The 22,304-nt window shown below is 53.1% G+C and carries 17 protein-coding genes; 2 read left to right on the top strand and 15 right to left on the bottom strand.

What is annotated here, in order from left to right; genetic code table 11:
- Positions 1-2 precede the first annotated feature (2 nt).
- The 8 genes from LX66_RS15690 to LX66_RS15655 all read right to left on the bottom strand — a co-directional run bounded on the left by LX66_RS15690 (position 3) and on the right by LX66_RS15655 (position 9,968).
- Positions 3-1,478 carry a sensor histidine kinase gene (locus LX66_RS15690; protein ID WP_145715133.1) on the bottom strand — a complete coding sequence of 492 codons (1,476 nt, stop codon included), beginning with the start codon at positions 1,476-1,478 and terminating at the stop codon, positions 3-5.
- 44 nt (positions 1,479-1,522) lie between these two features.
- Entirely contained in the window at positions 1,523-2,233 is a 711-nt protein-coding gene (urtE, locus tag LX66_RS15685; RefSeq protein WP_211366238.1) for an urea ABC transporter ATP-binding subunit UrtE, read from the bottom strand.
- Between the two features lie 4 nt (positions 2,234-2,237).
- A complete protein-coding gene (urtD, locus tag LX66_RS15680; RefSeq protein ID WP_145715130.1) occupies positions 2,238-2,993 on the bottom strand; it encodes an urea ABC transporter ATP-binding protein UrtD in 756 nt (251 codons plus the stop codon).
- Between the two features lie 44 nt (positions 2,994-3,037).
- Positions 3,038-4,159, bottom strand: a complete 1,122-nt coding sequence (gene urtC / locus LX66_RS15675; RefSeq protein ID WP_145715129.1) for an urea ABC transporter permease subunit UrtC — start codon at positions 4,157-4,159, stop codon at positions 3,038-3,040.
- A 27-nt stretch (positions 4,160-4,186) separates the two neighbouring features.
- Positions 4,187-5,932 (bottom strand): urea ABC transporter permease subunit UrtB, encoded by a 1,746-nt coding sequence (gene urtB / locus LX66_RS28375; protein WP_211366235.1) that lies wholly within the window; start codon positions 5,930-5,932, stop codon positions 4,187-4,189.
- A 2-nt stretch (positions 5,933-5,934) separates the two neighbouring features.
- Positions 5,935-7,209, bottom strand: coding sequence for an urea ABC transporter substrate-binding protein (urtA, locus tag LX66_RS15665; RefSeq protein ID WP_145715127.1), 1,275 nt, complete (start codon positions 7,207-7,209; stop codon positions 5,935-5,937).
- Positions 7,210-7,241: 32 nt separating this feature from the next.
- Entirely contained in the window at positions 7,242-8,606 is a 1,365-nt protein-coding gene (locus LX66_RS15660) for a hypothetical protein (RefSeq protein ID WP_145715125.1), read from the bottom strand.
- Between the two features lie 582 nt (positions 8,607-9,188).
- Positions 9,189-9,968, bottom strand: coding sequence for a hypothetical protein (locus LX66_RS15655; protein WP_145715123.1), 780 nt, complete (start codon positions 9,966-9,968; stop codon positions 9,189-9,191).
- A gap of 161 nt (positions 9,969-10,129) precedes the next feature.
- Here LX66_RS15655 and LX66_RS15650 point away from each other — a divergent pair, with 161 nt between their 5' ends.
- Entirely contained in the window at positions 10,130-11,068 is a 939-nt protein-coding gene (locus LX66_RS15650; protein ID WP_145715121.1) for an alpha/beta fold hydrolase, read from the top strand.
- Between the two features lie 310 nt (positions 11,069-11,378).
- Here the strand turns inward: LX66_RS15650 and LX66_RS15645 are convergent, their stop codons facing one another.
- The 3 genes from LX66_RS15645 to LX66_RS15635 all read right to left on the bottom strand — a co-directional run bounded on the left by LX66_RS15645 (position 11,379) and on the right by LX66_RS15635 (position 13,043).
- Positions 11,379-12,011, bottom strand: a complete 633-nt coding sequence (locus LX66_RS15645) for a hypothetical protein (RefSeq protein WP_145715119.1) — start codon at positions 12,009-12,011, stop codon at positions 11,379-11,381.
- Between the two features lie 51 nt (positions 12,012-12,062).
- Positions 12,063-12,650 carry a hypothetical protein gene (locus LX66_RS15640; protein ID WP_145715117.1) on the bottom strand — a complete coding sequence of 196 codons (588 nt, stop codon included), beginning with the start codon at positions 12,648-12,650 and terminating at the stop codon, positions 12,063-12,065.
- Between the two features lie 93 nt (positions 12,651-12,743).
- On the bottom strand, positions 12,744-13,043 hold the full coding sequence (locus LX66_RS15635) for a YciI family protein (protein WP_145715115.1): 300 nt from the start codon (positions 13,041-13,043) through the stop codon (positions 12,744-12,746).
- 152 nt (positions 13,044-13,195) lie between these two features.
- Between LX66_RS15635 and LX66_RS15630 the strand changes: the two genes are divergently transcribed.
- Positions 13,196-14,167, top strand: a complete 972-nt coding sequence (locus LX66_RS15630) for a helix-turn-helix transcriptional regulator (protein ID WP_145715113.1) — start codon at positions 13,196-13,198, stop codon at positions 14,165-14,167.
- A 20-nt stretch (positions 14,168-14,187) separates the two neighbouring features.
- On the opposite strand, the gene LX66_RS15625 is transcribed toward LX66_RS15630, so the two are convergent.
- From LX66_RS15625 to LX66_RS15610, 4 genes are all read right to left on the bottom strand, one after another.
- On the bottom strand, positions 14,188-16,554 hold the full coding sequence (locus tag LX66_RS15625) for an ABC transporter permease (RefSeq protein WP_145715111.1): 2,367 nt from the start codon (positions 16,552-16,554) through the stop codon (positions 14,188-14,190).
- Positions 16,555-16,687: 133 nt separating this feature from the next.
- Positions 16,688-19,057 carry a glycoside hydrolase family 127 protein gene (locus LX66_RS15620; protein WP_145715109.1) on the bottom strand — a complete coding sequence of 790 codons (2,370 nt, stop codon included), beginning with the start codon at positions 19,055-19,057 and terminating at the stop codon, positions 16,688-16,690.
- A gap of 33 nt (positions 19,058-19,090) precedes the next feature.
- Positions 19,091-20,866 carry a DUF885 family protein gene (locus tag LX66_RS15615; RefSeq protein WP_170232381.1) on the bottom strand — a complete coding sequence of 592 codons (1,776 nt, stop codon included), beginning with the start codon at positions 20,864-20,866 and terminating at the stop codon, positions 19,091-19,093.
- A 98-nt stretch (positions 20,867-20,964) separates the two neighbouring features.
- On the bottom strand, positions 20,965-22,212 hold the full coding sequence (locus LX66_RS15610) for an NAD(P)/FAD-dependent oxidoreductase (RefSeq protein WP_145715107.1): 1,248 nt from the start codon (positions 22,210-22,212) through the stop codon (positions 20,965-20,967).
- Positions 22,213-22,304 lie beyond the last annotated feature (92 nt).

Here is a 22,304-nt window from a genome sequence, read left to right as displayed (position 1 = left end):
GTTCACAAGGGTATTTCTAGTTGAATAATGGTGCCTTTCCCCGGTTCGGTACTGATGTTGAAAGTACCGTTCAGCAGCTCCGCCCGTTCCTTCATGCCGCGTATGCCGTTCATCTTCTTCGCCATGTTCTTCAGGTGCAGTTGCCGGTGATCAAAGTAGAAGCCCTTGCCATTGTCGCGGATCATCAGCTCCAGGCAGCCGCCGGAGGTATCCAGGTATATTTCCACTTTGGTGGCGGCGGCATGCTTCACCACGTTGTTCAGCCCTTCCTGTATGATACGGTACACGCTGATCTCCAGCTCCCGGGACAGTTGCTCTTTGCGGATATTGGCGTCCAGGAAAAATTCCAGCCGGCGGTCGGCGTCCTTGCAGGTCTTTACCAGGTCCTCGATGGCGGACAGCAGGCCAAAGTCTTCCAGCACGCTGGGCAGCAGGTCGGAGCAGATGCGGCGGGTCTCGGTGATCAGCCGGGCCAGCATATTGTTGACCGTTGCTACTTCGGGGTCCGGCGCTTCTGCGCGATCCTCTATCTGTTCCAGCTTCATGCGCAGGCTGGTGAGCATCTGCCCGATGCCGTCATGCACTTCGGCGGCGATCCTTTTCCGTTCTTTTTCCTGGCCGTTGATGATGGCGTAGGAGCGGATCTTCTGCTCTATGCCTTCGCGGCGTATCTTTTCTTCCGTGAGCTGGCGGTTCTCCCGCTCTTTCTTTTTCAGCTCGTTGTAGGAGCGTTCCATCCGGTCGCTGGCCACACGCAGGTCTTCCGTGAGCTTGCGGGCTTTTTCTTCGGAGGATACCAGCCCCACAACGGTCTTCTTGATATGCAGGGCCAGCGGGTAAAAGATAAAGGCGGCTTCCAGCAGGAGGGTGGCCAGCACCATGGCCAGCATGAGGTAATCTATCTGCTTGAGCTGCCGGATACGCTCCTTGGAAAAGCGGTCATAGTCAAATACGATCAGGTCCATGCCCAGGAGGTAGGACTGCTCATAGTCCAGGATGGTCTTTACGTAGGGGCGTATGAGTTGCGGCTGAAAAGGCTTCGTGGTATCCAGGATGGTCACGATATGCTCTGCTGCCGCCATCATCTCCTGGCGGGGATGGCTGATCAGCTCAAACATCTCGTTGATCTCCTCCATGTTTTCCGTGGGCAGGTTGAGGAACTTGCTGCCGGCCTGCAACCCTTCCTGCGCCTTTTCCCACTGGCGCAGGGTGTTTACGAACTCTTTGCCGTTGATCTCCACATCGTGCCCGTTTTCCAGTTGCAGGGCGGATTTGCACAGTATCTGGCTGTAAGTGCGGAGGCGGGCGGCAAAGTTAATGACATGGGAATCATCCATGGAGCGGTTCAGGTGCTGCTGTATCCTTACCTGGCTGACGATGGACAATACGGCAATAAAAGTAAGCGCGATGCCATACCGGATCGTGAAGTGCCTGAAAAGCCTGCGATCTTCCGATATGATCCCCAGATTTTGGTTCATGCGCTAAAAATAATCATTTAAAGGTCGAAAAGAAAGCAGGCCCCCTACACGGCTATATGCTCCTGCAGCTCCCGGAAATCCAGCACGCCCGCAGCGCCTTCGCGCGTCATGCGGCCCCGGTCCATAAAGTAGAAATAGTCCGTTACGTGCCTGGCAAAATCGATCTTCTGCTCTACCAGCAATACGGATATGCCTTTCTCTTCCGCCAGGCGCCGGAGAATGTTGCCGATCTCGATAGCGATGGACGGCTGTATGCCTTCGGTAGGCTCGTCGAGCAGCAACAGGGAGGGACCGCTGATCAGCGCACGGGCAATGGCCAGTTGCTGCTGCTGCCCGCCGCTCAGGTTACCGCCCAGGCGGCGGCGGAACTCTTTCAGTACCGGGAACAACGCATAGATCTCCTCTTCCGGGATGCGTGCCTTGTAGCCCGGCGCGGCTTCCAGGCCCATTTTCAGGTTCTCCTGCACGCTGAGCTTCGGGAAGATCTCGCGGCCCTGCGGCACATAGCCGATACCGGCCCGGGTAACCCGGTAAGGCTGGAGATTGGTGATATTGCGGCCATTGAGCCGCACCTCCCCGGCCGTGGTCTTTACCAGGCCCATGATGGTTTTGAGCAGGGTGGTCTTTCCCACGCCGTTGCGGCCCATCACGGTCGTAATGGCCCCTTTCCTGGCCATAAGACTGGCGCCCCAGAGGACGGTGCTTTGACCATAGGCTGCTTTTACATCACTGACGGATAGAATAACTTCATTCATAGCGTTATACTTTTTCAAGTTGGGCATTGGCCCTGCCAAGGTAACAGTCGATCACGCGCTGATCGTTGCGCACCTCCTCAAAAGAGCCTTCCATTAATAGCTTACCGTTCACCAGCACGCTCACCAGGCGGTTGGCGATCTGCTTTACAAAATGCATGTCATGCTCTATCACGATCACGCCGTGCTGTTCCGCCAGGCCCAGGAGCAGCTCGCCGGTCTTTTCCGTTTCCCGGTCCGACATGCCGGCGGCCGGTTCATCTATCAGCAGCAGTTGCGGGTCCTGCAGCACCACGATGGCGATCTCCAGCCACTGCTTCTGGCCGTGGGAGAGCGCGCCGGCGGGCTGCTGCAGCACATTTTCCAGCCCTACCCTTTCCGCCATGGCATGCACCTTATCCTTGAACTCGCCTGTCATTTTAAAGAACAGGGAGGAAAAAACGTCCTTTTTCATGCGGGCGGCCAGCACCATGTTGTCAAACACGGTAAGGCCGGGAAATACGGAAGGCTGCTGGAACTTGCGGCCGATGCCCAGCTCCGCGATCTGCACTTCCGTGAGGCCGGTGATGCTGTGCTCCCTGAACCGCACCGTGCCCCTGTCCGGTTGGGTCTTGCCGCAGAGTATGTCCATGAAGGTGGACTTGCCCGCGCCGTTGGGACCGATCACCACGCGCAGCTCTTTATCCTCCAGGGAAAAATATTCCAGGTCCAGCGCCTGTACCCCGCCAAAGGCTACTGCGAGATCATTTACTTCAAGCAACATAGTTTTAATTTTTAGCATAAAGCGGAAAGCATAAAGCAACGAAGCTATTGGCGCGAGTATTTATATCCGCCCTGATGGCTTTTTGCTTTTTGCTTTATGCTTTCCGCTATTTTCAGGCGCTTTGCTTTAAACAGCAGCTCCAGCAACCCGAGGAAACCCTTGTCGAAATACAATACCGTGAGCACATACAGCAGCCCGAGTATGAACAGCCACCCTTCCGGGAACAGGCTGGTGCAGAAGCTGTACAGGCAGTTGACCAGCAATGCGCCGATAATGGCGCCCTTGAGCCTGCCGCGGCCGCCCAGCGCCACCCACATCAGCATTTCCACGGAGGCTTTTACATCCATGCGGCCGGGCGTTATGATGCCGGTCTGCGGCACGTACAGCATACCGGCAACGCCTGCCAGCACGGCCGCCGCCACGAACACGGCCAGCTTGTAATGCAGCACGCGGTAAGCCGTATAGCCCACGCGCGGCTCGCTGTCCCGGATGGCCTGCAGTATCTTCCCGAACTTGGAGCCTACTATTTTACGGCACGCTACATACGCGAGGCAAAGCATGCCAAAGGCCACGAAGTACAGCCCCACCTTTACCCCCGGCGCATACAGGTCCAGGCCCAGCAGGGTCTTGAAATTGGTGAGGCCATTGGTGCCGCCCAGCTTTGTTTCATTACGGAGGAACAGCAGGTACATGGCCAGGGCCAGCGCCTGCGTGATAATAGCCATGTACACGCCCTTGATGCGGCTTTTAAACACGAAATAGCCGATCACGAAAGCCACGACGGCGGGCACCAGCAGGCTGAGTAACAGGGCCGGCACAAAACCGTTAAAAGGCTGCCAGAAAAAGGGCAGCTCCGTAATGTTGTTCCATACCATAAAGGCCGGCAGCTCCTGCCCCTGCAGGGCCGTGGCTTTCAGCAGCAGGTGCATGCCCATGCAGTAACCGCCCAGGCAAAAGAAGAAAGCCTGGCACATGGACATGATGCCAGTGTATCCCCACACCAGGTCTATGCCCAATGCGGCAATGGCAAAACAGAAATACCGGCCCCACAGCGAAATGGTGTTGACGGAAACAATGCCCAGCCAGTGGCCGGCCGGCAACGCCACCGCAAAGAACAGCACAAAAAGCAGGGTGGCCAGTTTGGATGAGCTTTTAGCTTTTAGCATTTGGCTTTTAGCGTTTGCATTTAGTGATTAATTTTCCGCGATCCTTCCCTTGTCGGGGAACAGGCCCCTGGGCCTGAACTGCATAAAGATCATAATGCCCAGGAGGATGAGCACCTTCCCGTATACCGCCTGGAAAAAGGCTTCCAGTACTTTGGAAAAGATACCAATGCCGAGCCCCGCCGCAATGGTGCCCATCAACTTGCCTACCCCGCCGGTGACCACTACCAGGAATGAATCTACGATATAGGTCTGGCCCATGTCCGGCACTACGTTGCCGATCAGCGTCATGGCGCAACCCGCCAGGCCTGCCAGTCCAGAGCCGATGAAAAAGGTAACGGCATCCACCCTTTTGGTATTGATGCCCAGGCAGGCCGCCATGTTGCGGTTCTGCGTAACGGCCCTTATCTGCATGCCCAGCCGGGAGCGGAACAAGAGGCCGTACAATGCAATGACCACCACGATGGTGAGCAGGATAATGAACAGGCGGTTCCAGGGCAGTACCAGGTGCGGCGTTACCTGCCAGCCGCCCGCCAGCATACCGGGCAGCTTCACCGCCGTCAGGTCGCCGAAAAGCGTGCGCGCCGCCTGTATCAGGATCAGGCTGATGCCCCAGGTAGCCAGCAGGCTTTCCAGCGGACGGGCGTACAGGTGGCGGATCACCAGCCTCTCCAGCAGCAGGCCCGCCAGGCCGGCCGTTACAAACGATGCCGGCAGCGCTGCGATGAAAAACCAGTTGGCATCCTGCACCTGCAGCACGTTGGTGAACAGCAGCTCCATACAATAGGTCGTATATGCCCCGATCATCAGGAACTCGCCGTGCGCCATGTTGATAATGCCCGCCAGGCCGTATACAATGGCCAATCCCAGCGACACCAGTATGAGAATGCTGCCCAGGCTCACGCCGCTGAACAGGTTCTGTATGCGCTGCATCCAGGCATAGTGGCTGTCCAGGCGCTGCGCCTGCTGCAGGGCATAAGCGGCTGCTTCCTGCGGCACGCCGGGCTTTTTAGCCCAGTTGCGCAGGATGCCGGTAGCGTTATCGCCGTTGTGCTGGTACAGGGAATCGATCAGCAACCGGGCAGCGGCAGCATCCGTGGCGCGCTGCAGGCGCACGGCGTACATCGCTTCCCTGCCCGCGCGCAGCGCAAGGGGATCTGTTTCCGTTTGCAGCGCCAGCCGCAATGCATCCGCATGCGCGGCGCCCTTTGCGCCCTGCTGGCTGTAGGCCATGGCGCGCTTTTGCGCATCGGCGCTGAACATATCCAGCACTGCGGCCAGCGGCGCCAGTTGCAGCCTTTGCGGGCGGCTCGCCGTTACCGGCTGCAGCGCGGAGAGCGGGAGCAGCAGCGGCCGCCCCTTTTCGTCCTTCAACTGCCGCTGGCCGGGGTATACTTCGTATATGGGAAAACGGTCGTCCTGCCCGGCGCTCCTGCTGCCGGTGGTCACCGCCCTGCCATCCAGCAGGTACAAACTGCTGCTGCTCACCGCTGCCAGGAAAGGGAAGGCTGCCGGCGGTTGTAGGGCCGCCAGCCGGGCCAGCGCCTGCGTCCGCATCTCTGCTTCCTGCGGGTGCAGCACCTGCTGTATGTACAGCGCCGTGCTATCCTGTGCGGCAGTTTTTACGCTAAAAGCTAAAAGCGTAACGCTGAAAGCTAAAAGCAGAAAGCTATTAACGCGAGTATTTATATCCGCTCTGATAGCTTTTTGCTTTACGCTTTCTGCTTTCAGCTTTACGCTTTCTGCCTTGGGCTTTACGCTTTCTGTTTTCTGCATTTTTAATTTTTGTTGTTCTCCAGTGTAAAGAAGGGCTGCGGATCGATCAGTCCCTGTGATTTCCAGATCACGCTAAACTGCCCGTCGGGCTTGATCTCCCCGATCATGGCGGATTTGGCGAGGTGGTTGATCTTGTCGTCCATTTTCACGGTGCCGGCCGGCGCGTCGAAGCTCAGGCCATGCAACGCGGCGCGCACCTTGTCCACTTCAAAGGAGCCGGCCTTTTCTGCCGCCTTGGCCCAGAGGTATACGTCTGTATAAGCCCAGCAGATAGGATCATCCGTTACACGGTCTGCACCGCCGGGCAGGTTATGCTTTTGACAGTAAGCTTTGAAGTTCTCCACGAATTTTTTGTTCTCCGGCAGGTCCACGGACTGGTAATAGTTCCAGGCTGCCAGGTGGCCTACCAGGAATTCGGTATCCATGGCGCGCAGCTCGTCTTCCGCTACGGAAAAGGCCATAATGGGACAGGTGGCCGCGGTAAGGCCCTGGTTGGCAAACTCTTTATAAAAAGGAATGTTGGAATCGCCGTTGATGGTAGACAGCACGCAGGCTTTACCGCCTACGGCAAACTTCTTGATCTTGGAAACGATGGTCTGGTAATCCTGGTGGTGGAAGGGCGTATATTCTTCAATGATATCCGCTTCCGCAATGCCTTTGGAAAGCAGGTAGGCCTTCAGTATCTTATTGGCCGTTCTGGGAAACACGTAATCGGTGCCCAGCAGGTAGAACCTTTTGTAGCCGCCGCCTTCTGCGCTCATCAGGTAGTCCGCAGCCGGAATAAGCTGCTGGTTGGGCGTAGCGCCGGAATACACCACGTTCTCGGAGCTTTCCTCTCCTTCATACTGTACCGGGTAGAACAGCAGTCCGTTGTGCTCTTCAAAAACGGGCAGCACGGACTTACGGGATACGGAGGTCCAGCAGCCGAACACCGCCGCTACTTTTTTGTCCATGAGCAGCTCCTTGGATTTTTCGGCAAACAGGTCCCAGTCGGAAGCCGGGTCTACCACCACCGGTTCTATCTTTTTGCCCAGCACACCGCCGGCGGCATTGATCTCGTCTACCGCCATCTGCACGGCATCTCTTAGTGACACTTCGGAAATAGCCATGGTGCCGCTCAGCGAATGCAGCACCCCGATCTTCACGGTGCCTTCGGCGGTACTGTCATTGCTGCTTCCGCCGGCATTACCGCCGGACTGGCAGGCGGTGAACAACAGCAGGATCGCCAGCGGCAGGAACAGTATTCTTTTAAGGTAAACAGTGCGTACAGGAATCATGATAATAATTTTTATGAGTTGATAAAACGGTATCAGAAAATGAAGAACTGTAATTGCAGCCATACCTGCCCGTAGGCTTTCTTGTCGTAGTCCGTTTCCGCCGCTACATTGTAGGCCCGGGAGATATAGGACAGGCGCAGGTTGGTACCCAGCTCATTGAAAAAGTAATTGAGGCCGCCGCCGTACACGGAGCCGGAGTTCAGCTTGTTGAAGGCTTCCACATCGCTGCCTTTTGTTTGTTCGGCCCTGGCGGTGATGTGCTGGTTCTCAAACTTTACCCAGGGCTGCAGCTTTGCCTTCTTGAAATAGTAGCCCAGCTCCAGGAACTGCACGGTTTGCGCCGGGATCAGGGAAGCGAAGGAGTATTTGTCATCCGGGTTGGTGCCGCCGGTCATATACTGGAAGGCCCCGTTCAATGTAAGGGAGCCATTGGCGGCCACGGGATAATCAAAGAACACATCGGTGCTCAGGTTGTAGTAAGAGCCCTGGGTGTCGAAGCCCGCGCCCCAGGTAAAGGTCTGACCTTTACCCAGGTTGGTGCCGGCATAGTAGTAGTCTTTCTCCGTGTCGAGGAAATTATAGGCAAAACGGCTGGTGAAGCGAAGCGGGCCTTTACCGTCCACATTGCGGCCGGTGAATACGCCCAGGCGGTATTCAAATTTATCGTGCAGGAGGAAGCCACGGAAGTTCACGCCGAGGTCTCTCCCGAAATTGCCCTGCAGGGGGCTGTTCTCAAAAAGATTGTAAGGGTACTGGAAATAGGAAAAATCATTGGCCATCAAAGCGGCTGCGCCCTGCAGGCCGTTCCGGTTGTTGGATACGAGCTGCTGCCCGGCAATGACCTGGAAGGCGTTGGAGAAATTGTACTGGAACTGGGCGTCCAGGATGACGGGCGCCACTTTTACATTCTTGGTACTGTCCGCATTGGGACCGCCGATAATGGAAGGCAGTTCCGTTTCTATAAAGAAGCTGCCCTTGCGGGTGAGCTGGCCGCCTACCAGCACACGGGCGCGGTACAGGGAAAAACCTTTTTTCCAGGAAGATGGGTCAGTGGCGGTATGGGGAGCCGTATAGCCGTCCTGTTCCGTAAAGGCGAACATATGAACAATAGCCCCTACCTGTACCGAAGGCCTGAAAGGGACTTCCTCCCTATTTACTATAGGCTTCCGGTTCATCCCCAGCCACGAGTACTTACGTACTTCCGGAAAACCGGGTATATCCAGCAGCAGGTTGTGGTCCCCGGCGGTATGAACGGCCGTATCTTCCGGGGGCGTCATGCCGGCCGTGTCCGCCAGCGGCATTCCCGGTCCGGATGGCCCTGCAGACGCCTTTTCCCCGGCATAGGTCCCGTTTACGGCCAGTAAAAAGGAAGTAAGGAGTAAATAGTACATCTTCATAGCGAAATTAGTTTTAATAAAATACTTAAGTACTAGATTTTGGTCTTTCGCACAAAATACGTAAGTAATTTCAAGATAAAAACTAATTAAAAGGCATTTTTTGGGAAAATTTATGCGATTTTTCAATGAAAGTGCAGTAAAAAGCACATATAGTTAAATACATAATGTAAAAGCAGGTACTAAAAATGGCAGACCGGCCCTTTAAAACCGCCGTTCCCGGCCGCAAGGGAACGCAACAGGCCTTTAAAAGACAATGGAACCGGTTTATCCGGCTGCGACAGTTGTTTAACGGACCTCGCCAATGCTTTAAAAGAGGCGGTCAATCCTTTAATGGATGCCGCCACTTGTTAAACGGACCCGCCACCTGACAGATGGATCGTGAAACATGACATATGTAGCGTGACAGATCAGAGGTGGACTTCGTCACATGACAGATGGATAGTGACAGCGTACAGATGGATAGCGCCACCTGACAGAGGGTGAAAGGGAGGTGACAGCGGATATATGGCGCGGTATCGGGAGCAAAGCAATGGGATATAAAGAAAAGAGACAGCGCTAACAGGCTGTCCCTTCTTTATATATTTAGTAGGATAACTGCCATGTAAACGTATCAGAGGGCCAGCTTACCACAATCTTTGTAAGCTGCTTGTTATCGTTGTAAGTATAGGCATAAGTAGCCACATATGGCGCTTGCCCGTTATTAATTATGGAGGTGCTTGTAATCAGGTTCTTGTTGAAGAATGTTTCAAAGTTGGCAATATCGTTTGTACCAAGATTATTCAGGAAGTTGAACAAAGAGATCGGTTTGAAGACATTCGGCTCACCGTTATACGTAAACTTTCTTTCATTCACCAGGTTATCTCCACTATCGTACTGCTTCATACCGGTAATGTTACCATCCGTTACTTCATAGGTGAAATATCTCCACAGGCGTAGCTCCGGCACCTGGAGATCAGTATAGGTATAATAGCTTTTCTTTGAAACAACGCCATTGACGTACTCAAATGTATATCTTGCAGGAATGCCGCCAGCCTGGTAGTCGATTTGTGTCAGTTGATTATCTGCATTATAACTGAAACTAATATTCCAACCGCTTTCAGTAATCGAGATAAGATTGCCTGCGTTGTCATAAACAGGTTTCCATGTATTATCATAGGCGCTGTCTATTATACTTTTAACCCGGTTGTCTGCATCGTAGCTGATCAGATAAACGGTATCATCTCCCGGTATCAATCCCTGCTGCATCCGGACAAAAAGGTTCGTAGATTCCCCGCCGGGAGGCTGGCTTTCATCCTTGCTACAGGAGGATATAACATACATGGAGGCTAATAGCAGTAAAAGAGCGGTAAATTTTAACTTCATGGTATAGGGTTTATGATCCGCGAAGTTAAAATATTAAAATTTCAAAAAGAACATTTCCCCCTCCCCGTAATGTCACTTTTCACCCGCTAATTGTCGCATACGCACTGCCGGCAAGACCATATTGTTGCCGAGATTTGTATCATCATTAAACGGCAATCTATATGAACAAACATCTCCTGAACAGGCTTTCCCTTGCTATCGTTGTGATGATAGCAGCATCCTGCCAACCGGCCGGTAAAGAAGGTCCAAATGCCTCCACTGCACACGAAGACTCGCTGGCCAACCAGCAGGCACAGCTAACTGACAGCGGCTATGCCGACATAAACGGGCTAAAAATGTACTACGAGGTGCATGGAGCAGGTAAGCCCATCGTACTGCTGCACGGCTCTTTTATGAATATTCCCCTGAACTGGGCGCACATCCTACCCCGGTTGGCCAAAGACCGGAAAGTGATCGTAGCGGAAATGCAGGGCCATGGCCGCACACGGGACATCCCCCGCGCGCTTAGCTATAAAGGCATGGCGGACGATGTATCCGGCCTGCTCAAACACCTTAAAATAGACAGTGCAGACATACTGGGATATAGCATGGGCGGCGGGGTAGCCTTCCAGGTAGCCGTGCGCCATCCCGAGCAGGTGCGCAGGCTGGTAGTGCTGTCAGGCACTTATGCGCATGACGGGTGGTGGCCCGATGTGGAGGCCAGCTTTGCTACCATGAACGCAGACATGTTCAGGGGCACCGCGATACAAAAGCAATACGACAGCCTCGGGAACGATCCGGCCCGTTTCCCGGAATATGTGAAGAAGGTGATGAGTATAGACTTAAAGCCCTATGAGTGGACCAGGGAGGTAAAAAATATACAGGCCCCGGTATTCATGGCTATTGGCGACGCGGACGGTATACGGTATGAGCATGCCCTGGAACTGTTCCGTGCCAAAGGCGGTGGAAAAATGGGAGACATCCACGGGCTGCCCAAATCGCGCCTGGCCATTATACCCGGCACTACGCATATCGGTATGATGCTGCGGGCGGATTGGCTGATCCCCATGATCACTGATTTCCTGGACGCCGACCTGGATGCACCGCCGCCGACGTTTTAAGGCAGTAATATTTTAAATGGCATGACGGCCAACTCCACACTCAAGTAAACCTGTACAACCATACTCTTTTCCGGGCGGCTCATCAGCGCCTCGGAAAAGATCACCCCTAACTTGGTAATAACATACAGCTACCGGATTTGAGCTTCTTATATTCTTGTGGCGGCTTTTGTTACTCCTATTGTGTAATGTGCATTAATATGTACGCTGTTAGTTACTGGCAGATAAACTATTTCACCTAAAACATCTTTTTATTTCATATTTTTTTAGCCCTTCTCTATCTTCATGGCTCTGAAAGTATAACCAGCTCTCACTATTTAAATATTGAATAATTAATCGTGTCAAAATAGGTTCTTGTTCTTTTGTCAAATTTGTCTCTTGCTTCTATTTTAAAATAGAAATGCACTATACTTCCCTTTACATAAGCTGCCTTATATCGTACGACAGGATATCCATTAAATGCTGTATCTTCTCTCTCTAATACACAGGGAATATATTTTTGACCGTCACTGGATATGAGAATATTCAAAGAATCAAACGTTGTCCCTGCAAAAACGGAAACAAAATTAACAACTCCTTTATTCAAATCAGTTTTAGCTGTATTATAAGCTAGTGGAGTTCCTTGCTCGAACCAGACACTTTTCGGATAAGAAGCATACACCTTAATAAAAGAAGCTTGAATGGTATCAATCAGGAAATAGTAGCGGGATAGGCCACTGTCATCAAACTCTACCTTTTCACCCCAAAAGTCGTCACCGGAGAAACGCTTATACGCAGTAGGAATACCCTTCACCAAATCCACCTTAGTAAATCCGTTGTCCGTTACAATGCATTCCGCTTGATATCTTTCACTAATGCTATCCCTACAAGATAAAGTTAGCTGAACTGAAAATATCATAGCTAAACAACAAACTGCGGTGCTTTTACCGTTACTTCCCTTTATCATTCTACTTATTCAATACTCTTAATCAAAGCTTGCTTAAAATTCCACACCCCCTTATTTACGGACATACCAGTTTCCTTTGTACCAACTAAACCTGCTTAAATCCCGTGGACCAGCACCAGAAGACCTGCGTAACAAAATTGGTAATTCCTGTTCATAAGGGTTGATATAAACATTTCCCTCTGCATCAACCTGAATAGAACATAGGTTAAACATCAGATATCGTTTTACCACTAATTCAATCTCTTTCTTACTGAGATAATCTTTTCCACAACTCTCAATGACCAAATGATTTCTAATTTCAGTTATGTTACCTTCACTATCATTAACCTCCACAATATAAGGCGAACAAGAAGTTTCATAAGTACCAACAAAATAAATTGATGACGCTCGTGTAAGTCCCCGGCTTCTGAAAAGCACAGTCCTGTCCCTCAAACTACTGAAATCAGTGGAATCATATTGGCTTATGATCTGATCAATATCTCTGTACCGGGTACAACTACTTTGCAACATCCCCAGCACGACGATAAATAATAACGCTTTCCTTTTACATAGCCATCTTTTATTTGCAGGCATAGGTGCTTCTATTCTAATATTATTAATTTGTTTACCGTCAGCATTTAGGGATGCAGGCTCACTCACCTTCTTGTCATCTCATCCCACTGCCTCTTAAATATTCATGGTAATATTAATAAAAAATCATCTGCGAACATTTACAGGCAGAAAATAAGTTCCCTACTCCTCATACAGCCCCTTAGGCAAAAACTTAAACGGGATCGCCTCCACTACCTCCAGCACCTGTTCCCGCACCCCGGGATCGTTGGTGATCATCGCCTCCAGTTCTGTATCCGAATCTACCCGTACCATCATGATCTTTTCCGGGCGGCTCATCAGTTTCCCGGAAAAGATCATTTTTCCTTCCTCCCGCAGCCGGTGATAATAAGCCGCATGCGCAGCCAGGTCATTCCCCTGCTCCTTCCAGTTTTCACCTTTGCCAAATAACAGTATCACGAAATGCGGTTGCTGGTAGTTCATACTGCAAAAATGACAAGATCTGGCGGGTTGCCGGGAACGCAAAAGGAACTATGATCCATGCAAAAGGAACTATTTCCGCGGCTTAAATTCCGTTTTCGAGTAGCCGCATCCCGGCAACTCCGTTATTTTTGTAATGACCAGCAGCTATTAATATGCAGGAGAGAATACCATCTACCACCAACACGCCCGTATACAGGACCAGCACACCGGTGCCGGGCATGACCGGCATCGTGGAGAAAAGCCGGCAGATACAACAGGACAACGGGTTCTGTATGAAGCTGAATGAAGTAACGCTCAGCAATATCCGCCTGATATGGGCCAATTACGTGGCGCAACAGGAGCAAGCGCTCATTGTGCGGCCGGAAAGCGATTCCATCGTGGCGCATTTCCGCTTTTCGGGCTTGTCCAGGACCAATGGCGTAAAAGGCTGGGATATTGCAGAGAAACAATACGGCCTGTTTTACCAGCGGGCCAGGGATTACCATCATCGCCTGGCGCCTACCCCCGGCAAAGAGGGTACCATTTTTGAAATGGAGATATCCACTACCCTCTTCGATCATTTTTATACAGAAGAAAGTCCCTTCATGGCCGGTTTTATGGAACAGGTAGCAGGTGGCAAAGAGGCATGGGGCGCTTACCTGGCCGGCATCAAACCCGAAATGACGGCGCTGATACAGGAAATGCTGCTCGCCCCCTATACCGGCCATTTCAAATCCCTTTACCTGGAAGCCAAAGTAACGGAGCTGTTCCTGGCGCAGGTAAAGGAATTTGATCAGCAGGCGCGCAGCGGCCATGCCCGCCTGAAACAACAGGATATTGAGCGCCTGTATGAAGTCAAGAACTACATTGAGCTGCATTATGATACGGCCTGTTCCATCATTGACCTGGCGCGCAAAGCCGGCATTAACCAGATGAAGCTGAAAAGAGGTTTCAAGGCATTATTTGGCACCACGGTTTTTGGCTACCTGAGCCACCTGCGGATGCAGAAGGCCAAACAACTGCTGCTCGATGAAAAGATGTACGTGAATGAAGTAGCCGAAAAAATAGGCTATAAGCATCCGCATCACTTTACAGTGGCTTTCAAAAAGAAATTCGGCATACTGCCCAGCGAGCTGAAAAATTGAAGGGCTGCTTCACCTGCATTTCACTCCGCCCGCAAACTTCTAACCGGGTTTACCAGCGCTGCTCTTACCGCCTGCACGCTTACGGTGCCCAACGCTACCAACAGCGACAGCGCCCCGGCCAGCAGGAATATCCACCAGGCAATCCCGGTATGATAAGCATAGCCTTCCAGCCATTTGTGCATGGCGTACCAACCCAGCGGCACGGCAATGGCAAAGGCCAACAGCAACAGCAACAGGAATTCGCGCGACAATAACACCAGCAACTGCGTTACGCTGGCCCCCAATACCTTCCGGATGCCGACTTCCTTTGTGCGCTGCTCTGCGGAAAACAGGGCCAGCCCTAACAGGCCCATACAGGAAATAACAATGGCCAGGGCGGCAAACCAGTATCCCAGGCGGCTGATCACCTGCTCGCTTTTGTACATCCGCTGGTAAGCGTCGTCTGCAAACTGGTACCGGAACGGGAATGCCGGGTTCAGTTGCCGGCATAGCTGCTGCAGGGCGGCGAGCGCCTGCGTGGTTTTACCGGCGCTTGTCCGGATCAGCGCATTCCCCCCGCTGCTTTCATCAAACTTAAAAATGACCGGTTCTATGGGGTCATGCAGGGAACTGGTATGAAAGCCCTGCACAATGCCGATAATAATACCCCGGTGCCCGTCTTCGAGGGTAAGCGCCTGGCCTATGGGATCTTTAAAGCCGAGCTTTGCGGCGGCGGCTTCGTTGACCAGGAAGTTCAGGGTATCCGTTGAAAATGCAGGGGAAAAATCACGACCCTTTACCAGGTGAGCGCCTACTGTTTCAATAAAGTCGCGCCCCACTGCGGCTATGGCAAAAGTGGGCCGGTAATCCGGCGACCGCCCTTCCCAGCTAACACTGTCCTGGTAACTATGCACACCGGTTGGCGCGCCGCCCATTTGCGTGACCATTTTGATACCAGGCTGCTTTAATGCTTCCTGTTTAAAAAAGGCATACTGCTGTGAGAGATGGCCCTCCAGGGGAACATAGAGCAGGTTCTCCCGGTCGTATCCCAACTGCTTGGTCTGTATATAATTCACCTGCCTGGAAACAGTAATAACACTTATCACCAGGAGAATGGACAACACAAACTGGAACACCACCAGCCCTTTCCGGAACCTTGCCGTTTCCTTCCCGGATTGCAGCACGCCCTTCAGCACTTTTACCGGTTGAAAGGAAGACAGGAAAAAGGCCGGGTAGCTGCCCGCCATGCATCCCGTCAACAGTCCCAATAAAGTTAATTGCAGCCAGAAGCCCGGCTGGGAGAATGGCAGCTCCATCCTTTTGCCGGTAATGTCATTGAACAGCGGCAATGACGACTGCACCAGCAACAGCGCAATGCCGGTAGCCACCAGGACCAGCAGCATGGCTTCGCTGATGAACTGCTGCACCAGTGAAAGGCGCATGGCCCCGGCTACCTTCCGCACCCCTATTTCCCTGGCCCGTTTTGCGGCGCGCGCAGTAGTAAGGTTCATGAAATTAATGCAGGCGATCAGCAGGATGAATACCGCTATAATGCTGAACAATCTTACATATTCAATACGGCCACCGCTTACCTGCCCGTTCTCAAAATTGCCATGGAGGTACTGTTCATCAAAACGCTGCATGCCCAGCTCCTTGCGCAGCCCCGGCCCCTGGCTCCTGTAGTAGTTGTCGAGGAATTTCAGCAGCCTGGCGCTGACCCGTGCAGGATGGGCGTCCTTTCTCAGCATGATGGCGGTGCGTGGTCCCTGGCCGCTCCATAGCCTGGCATGCGGACGCGTGGCCAGGAATGTGTCCCAGTTCAGGAGGTAATCAAATTTCAGGGAGGAATGATTCGGTACGTCGGCAAATACGGCCGTCACCAGGAAATGCTGCCGGTTGTTATACGATACTGTTTTACCCATGGCAGCGGCAGGGCTGCCGAAAAGCGCCGTTGCCATCTTATTGGAAATGGCGATATTACCGGGTGCAGATAAGGCCTTGTCCGCACTGCCCTGCAGCAGCGGGAAACTGAACATATGGAACAGATCATTGCCCGCGTACATTCCCTCCTCCCGTAATACTTTCCCGCCCGTACGAAAAATGCCGGCATCAAACGCATAGCTCAATCCATACTGCACTTCAGGTATCACTTTTTTCAGCTCTTCTCCCAGCAAACCCGGTGTGGCGTAGGTAGCCCCTGTTGTTCCTTCTGCGTATTCCCGCTCGTACACAGCGTACAGGCGGTCTTTATGGAGATGGAAACTATCCATGCTGCGCTCGTCCTGCATCCACAGCAGGATCAGCAGGCTGCAGGCCAGGCCTAAAGCAAGACCAATGATATTGATAGCGGAAAATGCCTTGTTGCGCCACAGGTTACGCCAGGCAATTTTGAGATAGTTCTTGAGCATAGCAACATATTGATGAAGGAGCTACGCCAAGATAATGCCTTTCCTCTTGAAAGCATACAGCCAGCTATTAATACATATACATGCAAATAATATGTCCGGTATTGGTAAAAGCGCTGTTCAAATATGGACACCCTTACTCTTTCATCATCCTCACGGTGCCATACACCGGGCCCACGTTATTATTCCCGCCTTTGGCCTGCAGTTTCACCGTTACCTTTTCCTTGCCTTCGGTGAGCGCGGCAGGAATGGGGTACACGATCTCGTAGAACTTGCTGGCCTTGTATTTATTCAGGTCTTCCGTAGCTATTTTCTCCCCATCCACCAGGATGTCGAAAATACGGTAGCGGTTATCCATGCCCCAGTAGGTGCACAGCAGGCTGTTGGCCTGGTCCGGGCTTACTTTCATGGTGAATGACAGGTAACCGCCATCTGCTACCGATCTCCATTTCTGGCCATGCTCTTCGCCGGTAAGGGTCTTTTCGCTGGTGGTCAGCTCGTGATCGCGCTCCGGCTGCATTTCGCCTATGCGCATGGCATCCACGGTGCGGGCTTCCATTTCCTGCCGGACTTTCTTCCCGGCTTCATATTTGGCCTGCTGCACCTTCCACTCCGCGGGAGTAAAGGCATCCCAGTATACGCTGTAGTACTCCCGCTGGATGGTATTGAACGGCGCCAGGGTAATATCACTGGGCGCGCCTACATGGCTGGTGTGGAACACCAGGGACTGCGGGCTTTCCCTTTTTATCCATTTGTTGGGGTCCTGTTCGGCCGTTACCAGCACGGGTATGCCCTTGATGGGGTCCGGCTCCTTATCGCCCAACTGCCCGGCCAGCACCACCGGCCCGTAGAACAACGCGATGCGGTTGGGATTGTCCGGCATGGCTTCCGTATACAGGTCCATGGGCAGTACCAGCCCCACCTTGTCGCCGTTACGCCAGGTGCGGTCCAGGGTAATATAGCCATCGGCATCCGGCGTGATATTCGTTTGCGCCTTCCCGTTCACCGTTACCTGCATGCCCTCCTGTACCCAGCGCGGTTTGCGGATGCGCAGGGGGAAAGCGGCGTTTTTTTGCGCCTGTACCTGCAGTTCCACGGTATTGCCGGCGGGCAGTTGGGTGGTTTGCTGCACCGTTACGCCCTTCTGCTGCCATTTGAGGCGGGAAGGAATGAACAGGTTGACATACAGGCTGCCGTCCGCGCCTTCAAAATAGATGCTTTCCCCGTACTTCACGTGGTTCTCCATGCCGGAGCCCACGCAGCAGGTAAAGGTGTGGAAAGAGTCGCTGAACTCCTTGCGGGTGCCCATGCGGAGCGGCACGAAATAGCACATCATGCCATCCTCGTGGTTCTGGGAAGCGAGTATGTGATTGTACAAGGCCCGCTCATAAAAATCCATCAGGTTGGCGCTGGGCTGTAATGCAAACAGGTGCCGGGTCAGCTTCAGCATGTTGTAGGTATTACAGGTCTCCATCGTGTTATCCGTGAGCTTGTCATTGAGTTGATCCGGCGTGCTGAGATATTCGTAGTTGCTGTTGCCGCCGGGCGCATAAGAATGATGCTGCGTGACCGTGTTCCAGAAAAAGCGGGCGGTAATGCTGTCCTTATCCGCGCCCGTAAGCTGGAAACGGCGTATGCAGCCGATCACTTTCGGTATCTGGGTGTTGGAATGCTTGCCAGGCAGTATATCATGCTGCAGCGCCAGGGAATCCAGTATGCGGCGGTCATGGAACTTGTAGGAAAGATCCAGGTACTTTTTTTCGCCGGTAAGCGCATAAGTATTGACCAGTGTTTCGTTCATGCCGCCGTATTCGCAGAGCAGCATTTTCTGCACCAGGGAGTCCGGCAGGTCTTTGAGAATATCGCCGGTCCAGTCGGCCATGCCTTTTTCCACGGCCAGGGCCTGCTGGTTATTACAATACAGGTAGGCGTCCAGCAGACCGGCCATGATCTTGTGCACGGTGTACCAGGGCGACCAGGCGCCGTTCAGGTCAAAGCCACGGGAACGGATATGGCCGGCAGCCACTTCCGCCCACATGCTGTCCTCGTTGGGAATAGCGCCCAGGTAGCCGGTTTTGCGGTGCTGCTGGCATTCCACCAGCTCGCTCACTACGTAGTTCACCTTATCCAGGAAACGCTGGTCGCCACTGGCGGCATAGTGCATGGCGCAGGCAGACAGGTAGTGGCCCAGCGTATGCCCGGCCAGCCCGGACGATTCCCAGCCGCCGTAGCGTTTGGCTTTTGCCTTTAACCCGGCATGCTCACGGAAATCGGCCAGCAGCCGGTCCGGCTCCAGCAGCAGGAGGTAGGCCACGTCTGCTTCCATCGCTTTTTTGAAGGGGCCGTCCAGCAACTGCACGTCTTCCAGGTTAAAGCTGTAGGCCTGCACCGGCACCTGCGCGGTCACCTTCATTTTCTTCTGCTGCCGTTCCGGCACGTAGGACTGCGCCTGTACTGCGCAATAACAAACCTGTAAGAGCAGGGAGCAAAGAAATATCTTCTTCATAAACTACGGGTTATTGGTTCGTAAGCGAATAAATTATTTCAGGGAGTAAAACTTCCAGTTGGTCTTAAAATCTTCCGGGAGCCGTTGGTTCGTCAGGATGGCCCTTACCATTTCCACGGGCATCATATTCTGTTGCAGCACGGCATCGTGGTACTGTTTGAGCGTCATTTTCCCGCTGTCCACCAGCTCCTTTTTCAGGGCATAGAACTGCAGCCCGCCAATCATATAAGCCAGTTGATACAGGGGGCTGTATCCCAGCCCGCTCACGAAGGAACGGCGCACCTCCCCTTCTGCATTGGCCCTTTCATGCCCTACCCGGTCCACCAGGAAGTCGATGCATTGTTGCGGCGTCCATTTTCCCAGGTGAAAATTGAGCGAGAAAATGATACGGGCGCAACGGTGCATGCGCCAGAAGAGCATGCCTACCCGGTCTTCCGGGGAGCGGGGAAACTGCTGGTCCCACAGCAGCATTTCCCAGTACAGGGCCCATCCTTCTATCCAGAACGGTGTTCTGAAATCGCGGTAGGTCTTGTAGCGCCTGCACATGTACATCTGCAGGTGATGGCCGGCTATCAGCTCGTGATGCACGGTAGCCCGGGAAAAGTGCGGGTTATTGCCCCGCATGCTCATCAGCTTGTCCTCCTCGCTCATGTCGTCCGTAGGATAGGAAATGCTGAGCACTTCCCCGCCGGTAAAGAAAGGATTCACGCGCTGCCGTTCCGGCGTCATCATGATCATGCGCCAGGTTTCCGCTGCCAGCGGCGGGATGGTGACCAGGTCATGCTTTTGCAGGAAATCTATCGATTGATTATACAGGTCCATAATGGCCTCCGGCTGTTTTCCGGGCGGCACGTAAGTGTTCTTTACTTTCTCCAGCGCTTTTTTCCAGTCGTCGCCAAAACCCATTTCCCGGGAGGCTTTAAGCATTTCCGCATCGCACCAGGCAAATTCCTTGTTGGCAATGGCGATCAGGTCTTCCGGCGTGTAAGGGATCATTTCCTCCTGCAACTGCCGTATCAGCTCCGTTCTGCCTACCGGGTAACCGATAATGCCGCTGCTGTCACGACTGCTGCCCGGCGCCGTTTTCTCATGCTCTTTCCATACCCGCGCATAAAGGTTCAGTGCGCTGTCCAGCTCCTTGTAGGGAGCGGCCGCCCACCAGGTATACTGCGGGTCATAGCCATTGTAAAATTTGTGCACGCTTTGCAGGGCGTTCTGTAATCCTTTTACGATCCCTTCCGCCCGCAGCACGAGATCAATGTTTATCTCCTGCTGCTGCTCCAACGCTTTGGCTTTCTTATTTATTTGCGAAGCCATATCATGAAAGCTGGCGGCCAACTGCTGCGCATTTTGTTCCGTGCCGCGGCGGCGCAGCTTTTCTATGGCGTATAATTTTTCTGCAAAGGGGAACCAGCCGTTTAGCTGCTGGTACTGTGTGGCTTCCTCCTGCAACCCATGCAGCTCCTGCTGCAGTTTTTCCCGGAAAAGGAGATAGTCCACCCGGGAGCCAACAGGCAGGGTGTTAAAATCCAGTTCCTCCAGTTGCTGCAGGTATTGTTTGTCCAGCTTTTCCACCTGCTGCCGGCGCTCCGGCGAGTTGTTCACGAAATAGAAACGGCTTATGCTGCCCTTATCCGCCTGGTAATGCACCATCAGGTCGTTCACTTCACTGGTTTGCAGGTACAGTAGCGGTGACTGTTGTTGCGCAAAGGCAGTGGATGATGTAAGAAGTAGGAGGTAGGAAGTAAGATGTAGGAAGTAGGAGGTAGGACGTAAGATGTAAGATGTAAGACGCAAGATATTCTTCATGAGTATTTGTTGTTTATTGGCTATTTTATACTTCATATCATATTCCATACTTCAACCTTCCTACCTCCTACTTCCTACATCTTACTTCCTACCTCCTACTACCCCCTTCCTACGCTGAATGGCGTTACATCCATGGAGGGTGGCACGCCCTGCACCAGCTCGCTTACCAGCTTGCCTGTACCGGCGCCCAGGCTGATGCCCAGCATAGAATGCCCGGTAGCGAGTGTCAGGTTCGTGTATTGTTGAGTGTTACCTATATACGGCAGGCCGTCTGCGCTGCAGGGGCGGTAACCATACCATACCTTATCTGCTGCCGGCACCGGGATATCATATGCGGGGAAGTAACGTTTCACGGATTCCAGTATGCCCTGCACCCGCTGCATGCGGGGCGGCGCGTTCAGCGCGGTGATCTCCATGGTGCCGCCAAAGCGGATCTTGTTGCCGTCCATCGGTGAGATGGCTACCCTGGCTTCGCTTAATATGATGGAATGATGCAGCTTGTAGGGCGCGTTCTCAAACGTAACGCTGTAGCCCCTGCCGCCCACCATGGGAATACGCAATCCCAATTGCTTCGCCACCCCGCTGCTCCATACGCCTGCCGCCAGCACCACATGATCTGCCGGGTAATGCCGCACACCAGCCTTTACGCCCCTGATCCTGCCGCCTTCTGTCACAAAACCGGTCACCTCCTGGTTCACTTCCAACTGCACGCCATGCTGCTGTAACCAGGTCAGCAGGCTGCTCATCAGCTTATTGGGATACAATTGCGCATCACAGGCAAAGAACAGCGCGCCCAGCGCATCTATTCCCGCCCCGGGCTCCATGGCCTGCAGCTCCTCCCTGTTCAAAAGGCGGGCGTCCAGGCCCAGGCGACGGGCTTCTGTAAGCGTTTCCTCCGCATGATGCAGGCTCCCGTCTGTTTTAAAAAGCTCCAGCATGCCCTTGGGCTCGTAGGAGAAATCCATCCCGTGCTGCCGTGACCAGGTTTCATAAAGCTGCTTGCTCAGCAGGGCAATATCCCGCAGCGGCACGGCAGACCGTTCCACATGCTCCCGGGTAGCGCTTTTCATAAACTTCAGCCCCCAGGAGATCAGGTCCCCGTTCAGCCGCGGCTGCACATAAAAGGGGCTTTTGGCGTTCAGCATCCACTTCAGTCCCTGCTTTACAATGCCGGGTGTAGCCAGCGGCACAAAATGGCTGGGACATACATAGCCTGCATTACCGTAAGAGCAGCCCTGCTGCATATCCGTGCTGTCTATGACCGTTACCGCATATCCTGCTTCCTGCAGGTAAAATGCGCTGCTCAGCCCAATGATCCCGCCGCCGATTATTATAACCTTTTCCATATAAAAAATTCCAAAATCCAAATTCCAAGATCCAAAATCCAAATTTCAGTATCCAAATTCCAAAGAGATGACAACCGTTACTACCGTTACTC

The organism is Chitinophaga japonensis (genome assembly GCF_007830125.1).
Classification (GTDB): domain Bacteria; phylum Bacteroidota; class Bacteroidia; order Chitinophagales; family Chitinophagaceae; genus Chitinophaga; species Chitinophaga japonensis.
This window is presented reverse-complemented; position numbering and strand designations above follow the sequence as displayed.

Bases quoted from the DNA above. Each gene is read 5' to 3' on its own strand.
- LX66_RS15690 (WP_145715133.1), bottom strand. From the start codon at position 1,478: ATGAACCAAAATCTGGGGATCATATCGGAAGATCGCAGGCTTTTCAGG.
- LX66_RS15650 (WP_145715121.1), top strand. From the start codon at position 10,130: ATGAACAAACATCTCCTGAACAGGCTTTCCCTTGCTATCGTTGTGATG.
- LX66_RS15645 (WP_145715119.1), bottom strand. From the start codon at position 12,011: ATGATAAAGGGAAGTAACGGTAAAAGCACCGCAGTTTGTTGTTTAGCT.
- LX66_RS15615 (WP_170232381.1), bottom strand. From the start codon at position 20,866: ATGAAGAATATCTTGCGTCTTACATCTTACATCTTACGTCCTACCTCC.
- urtC (WP_145715129.1), bottom strand. From the start codon at position 4,159: ATGCTAAAAGCTAAAAGCTCATCCAAACTGGCCACCCTGCTTTTTGTG.
- urtD (WP_145715130.1), bottom strand. From the start codon at position 2,993: ATGTTGCTTGAAGTAAATGATCTCGCAGTAGCCTTTGGCGGGGTACAG.
- urtE (WP_211366238.1), bottom strand. From the start codon at position 2,233: ATGAATGAAGTTATTCTATCCGTCAGTGATGTAAAAGCAGCCTATGGT.
- urtB (WP_211366235.1), bottom strand. From the start codon at position 5,932: ATGCAGAAAACAGAAAGCGTAAAGCCCAAGGCAGAAAGCGTAAAGCTG.
- LX66_RS15610 (WP_145715107.1), bottom strand. From the start codon at position 22,212: ATGGAAAAGGTTATAATAATCGGCGGCGGGATCATTGGGCTGAGCAGC.
- LX66_RS15630 (WP_145715113.1), top strand. From the start codon at position 13,196: ATGCAGGAGAGAATACCATCTACCACCAACACGCCCGTATACAGGACC.
- LX66_RS15660 (WP_145715125.1), bottom strand. From the start codon at position 8,606: ATGAAGATGTACTATTTACTCCTTACTTCCTTTTTACTGGCCGTAAAC.
- urtA (WP_145715127.1), bottom strand. From the start codon at position 7,209: ATGATTCCTGTACGCACTGTTTACCTTAAAAGAATACTGTTCCTGCCG.
- LX66_RS15620 (WP_145715109.1), bottom strand. From the start codon at position 19,057: ATGAAGAAGATATTTCTTTGCTCCCTGCTCTTACAGGTTTGTTATTGC.
- LX66_RS15655 (WP_145715123.1), bottom strand. From the start codon at position 9,968: ATGAAGTTAAAATTTACCGCTCTTTTACTGCTATTAGCCTCCATGTAT.
- LX66_RS15635 (WP_145715115.1), bottom strand. From the start codon at position 13,043: ATGAACTACCAGCAACCGCATTTCGTGATACTGTTATTTGGCAAAGGT.
- LX66_RS15625 (WP_145715111.1), bottom strand. From the start codon at position 16,554: ATGCTCAAGAACTATCTCAAAATTGCCTGGCGTAACCTGTGGCGCAAC.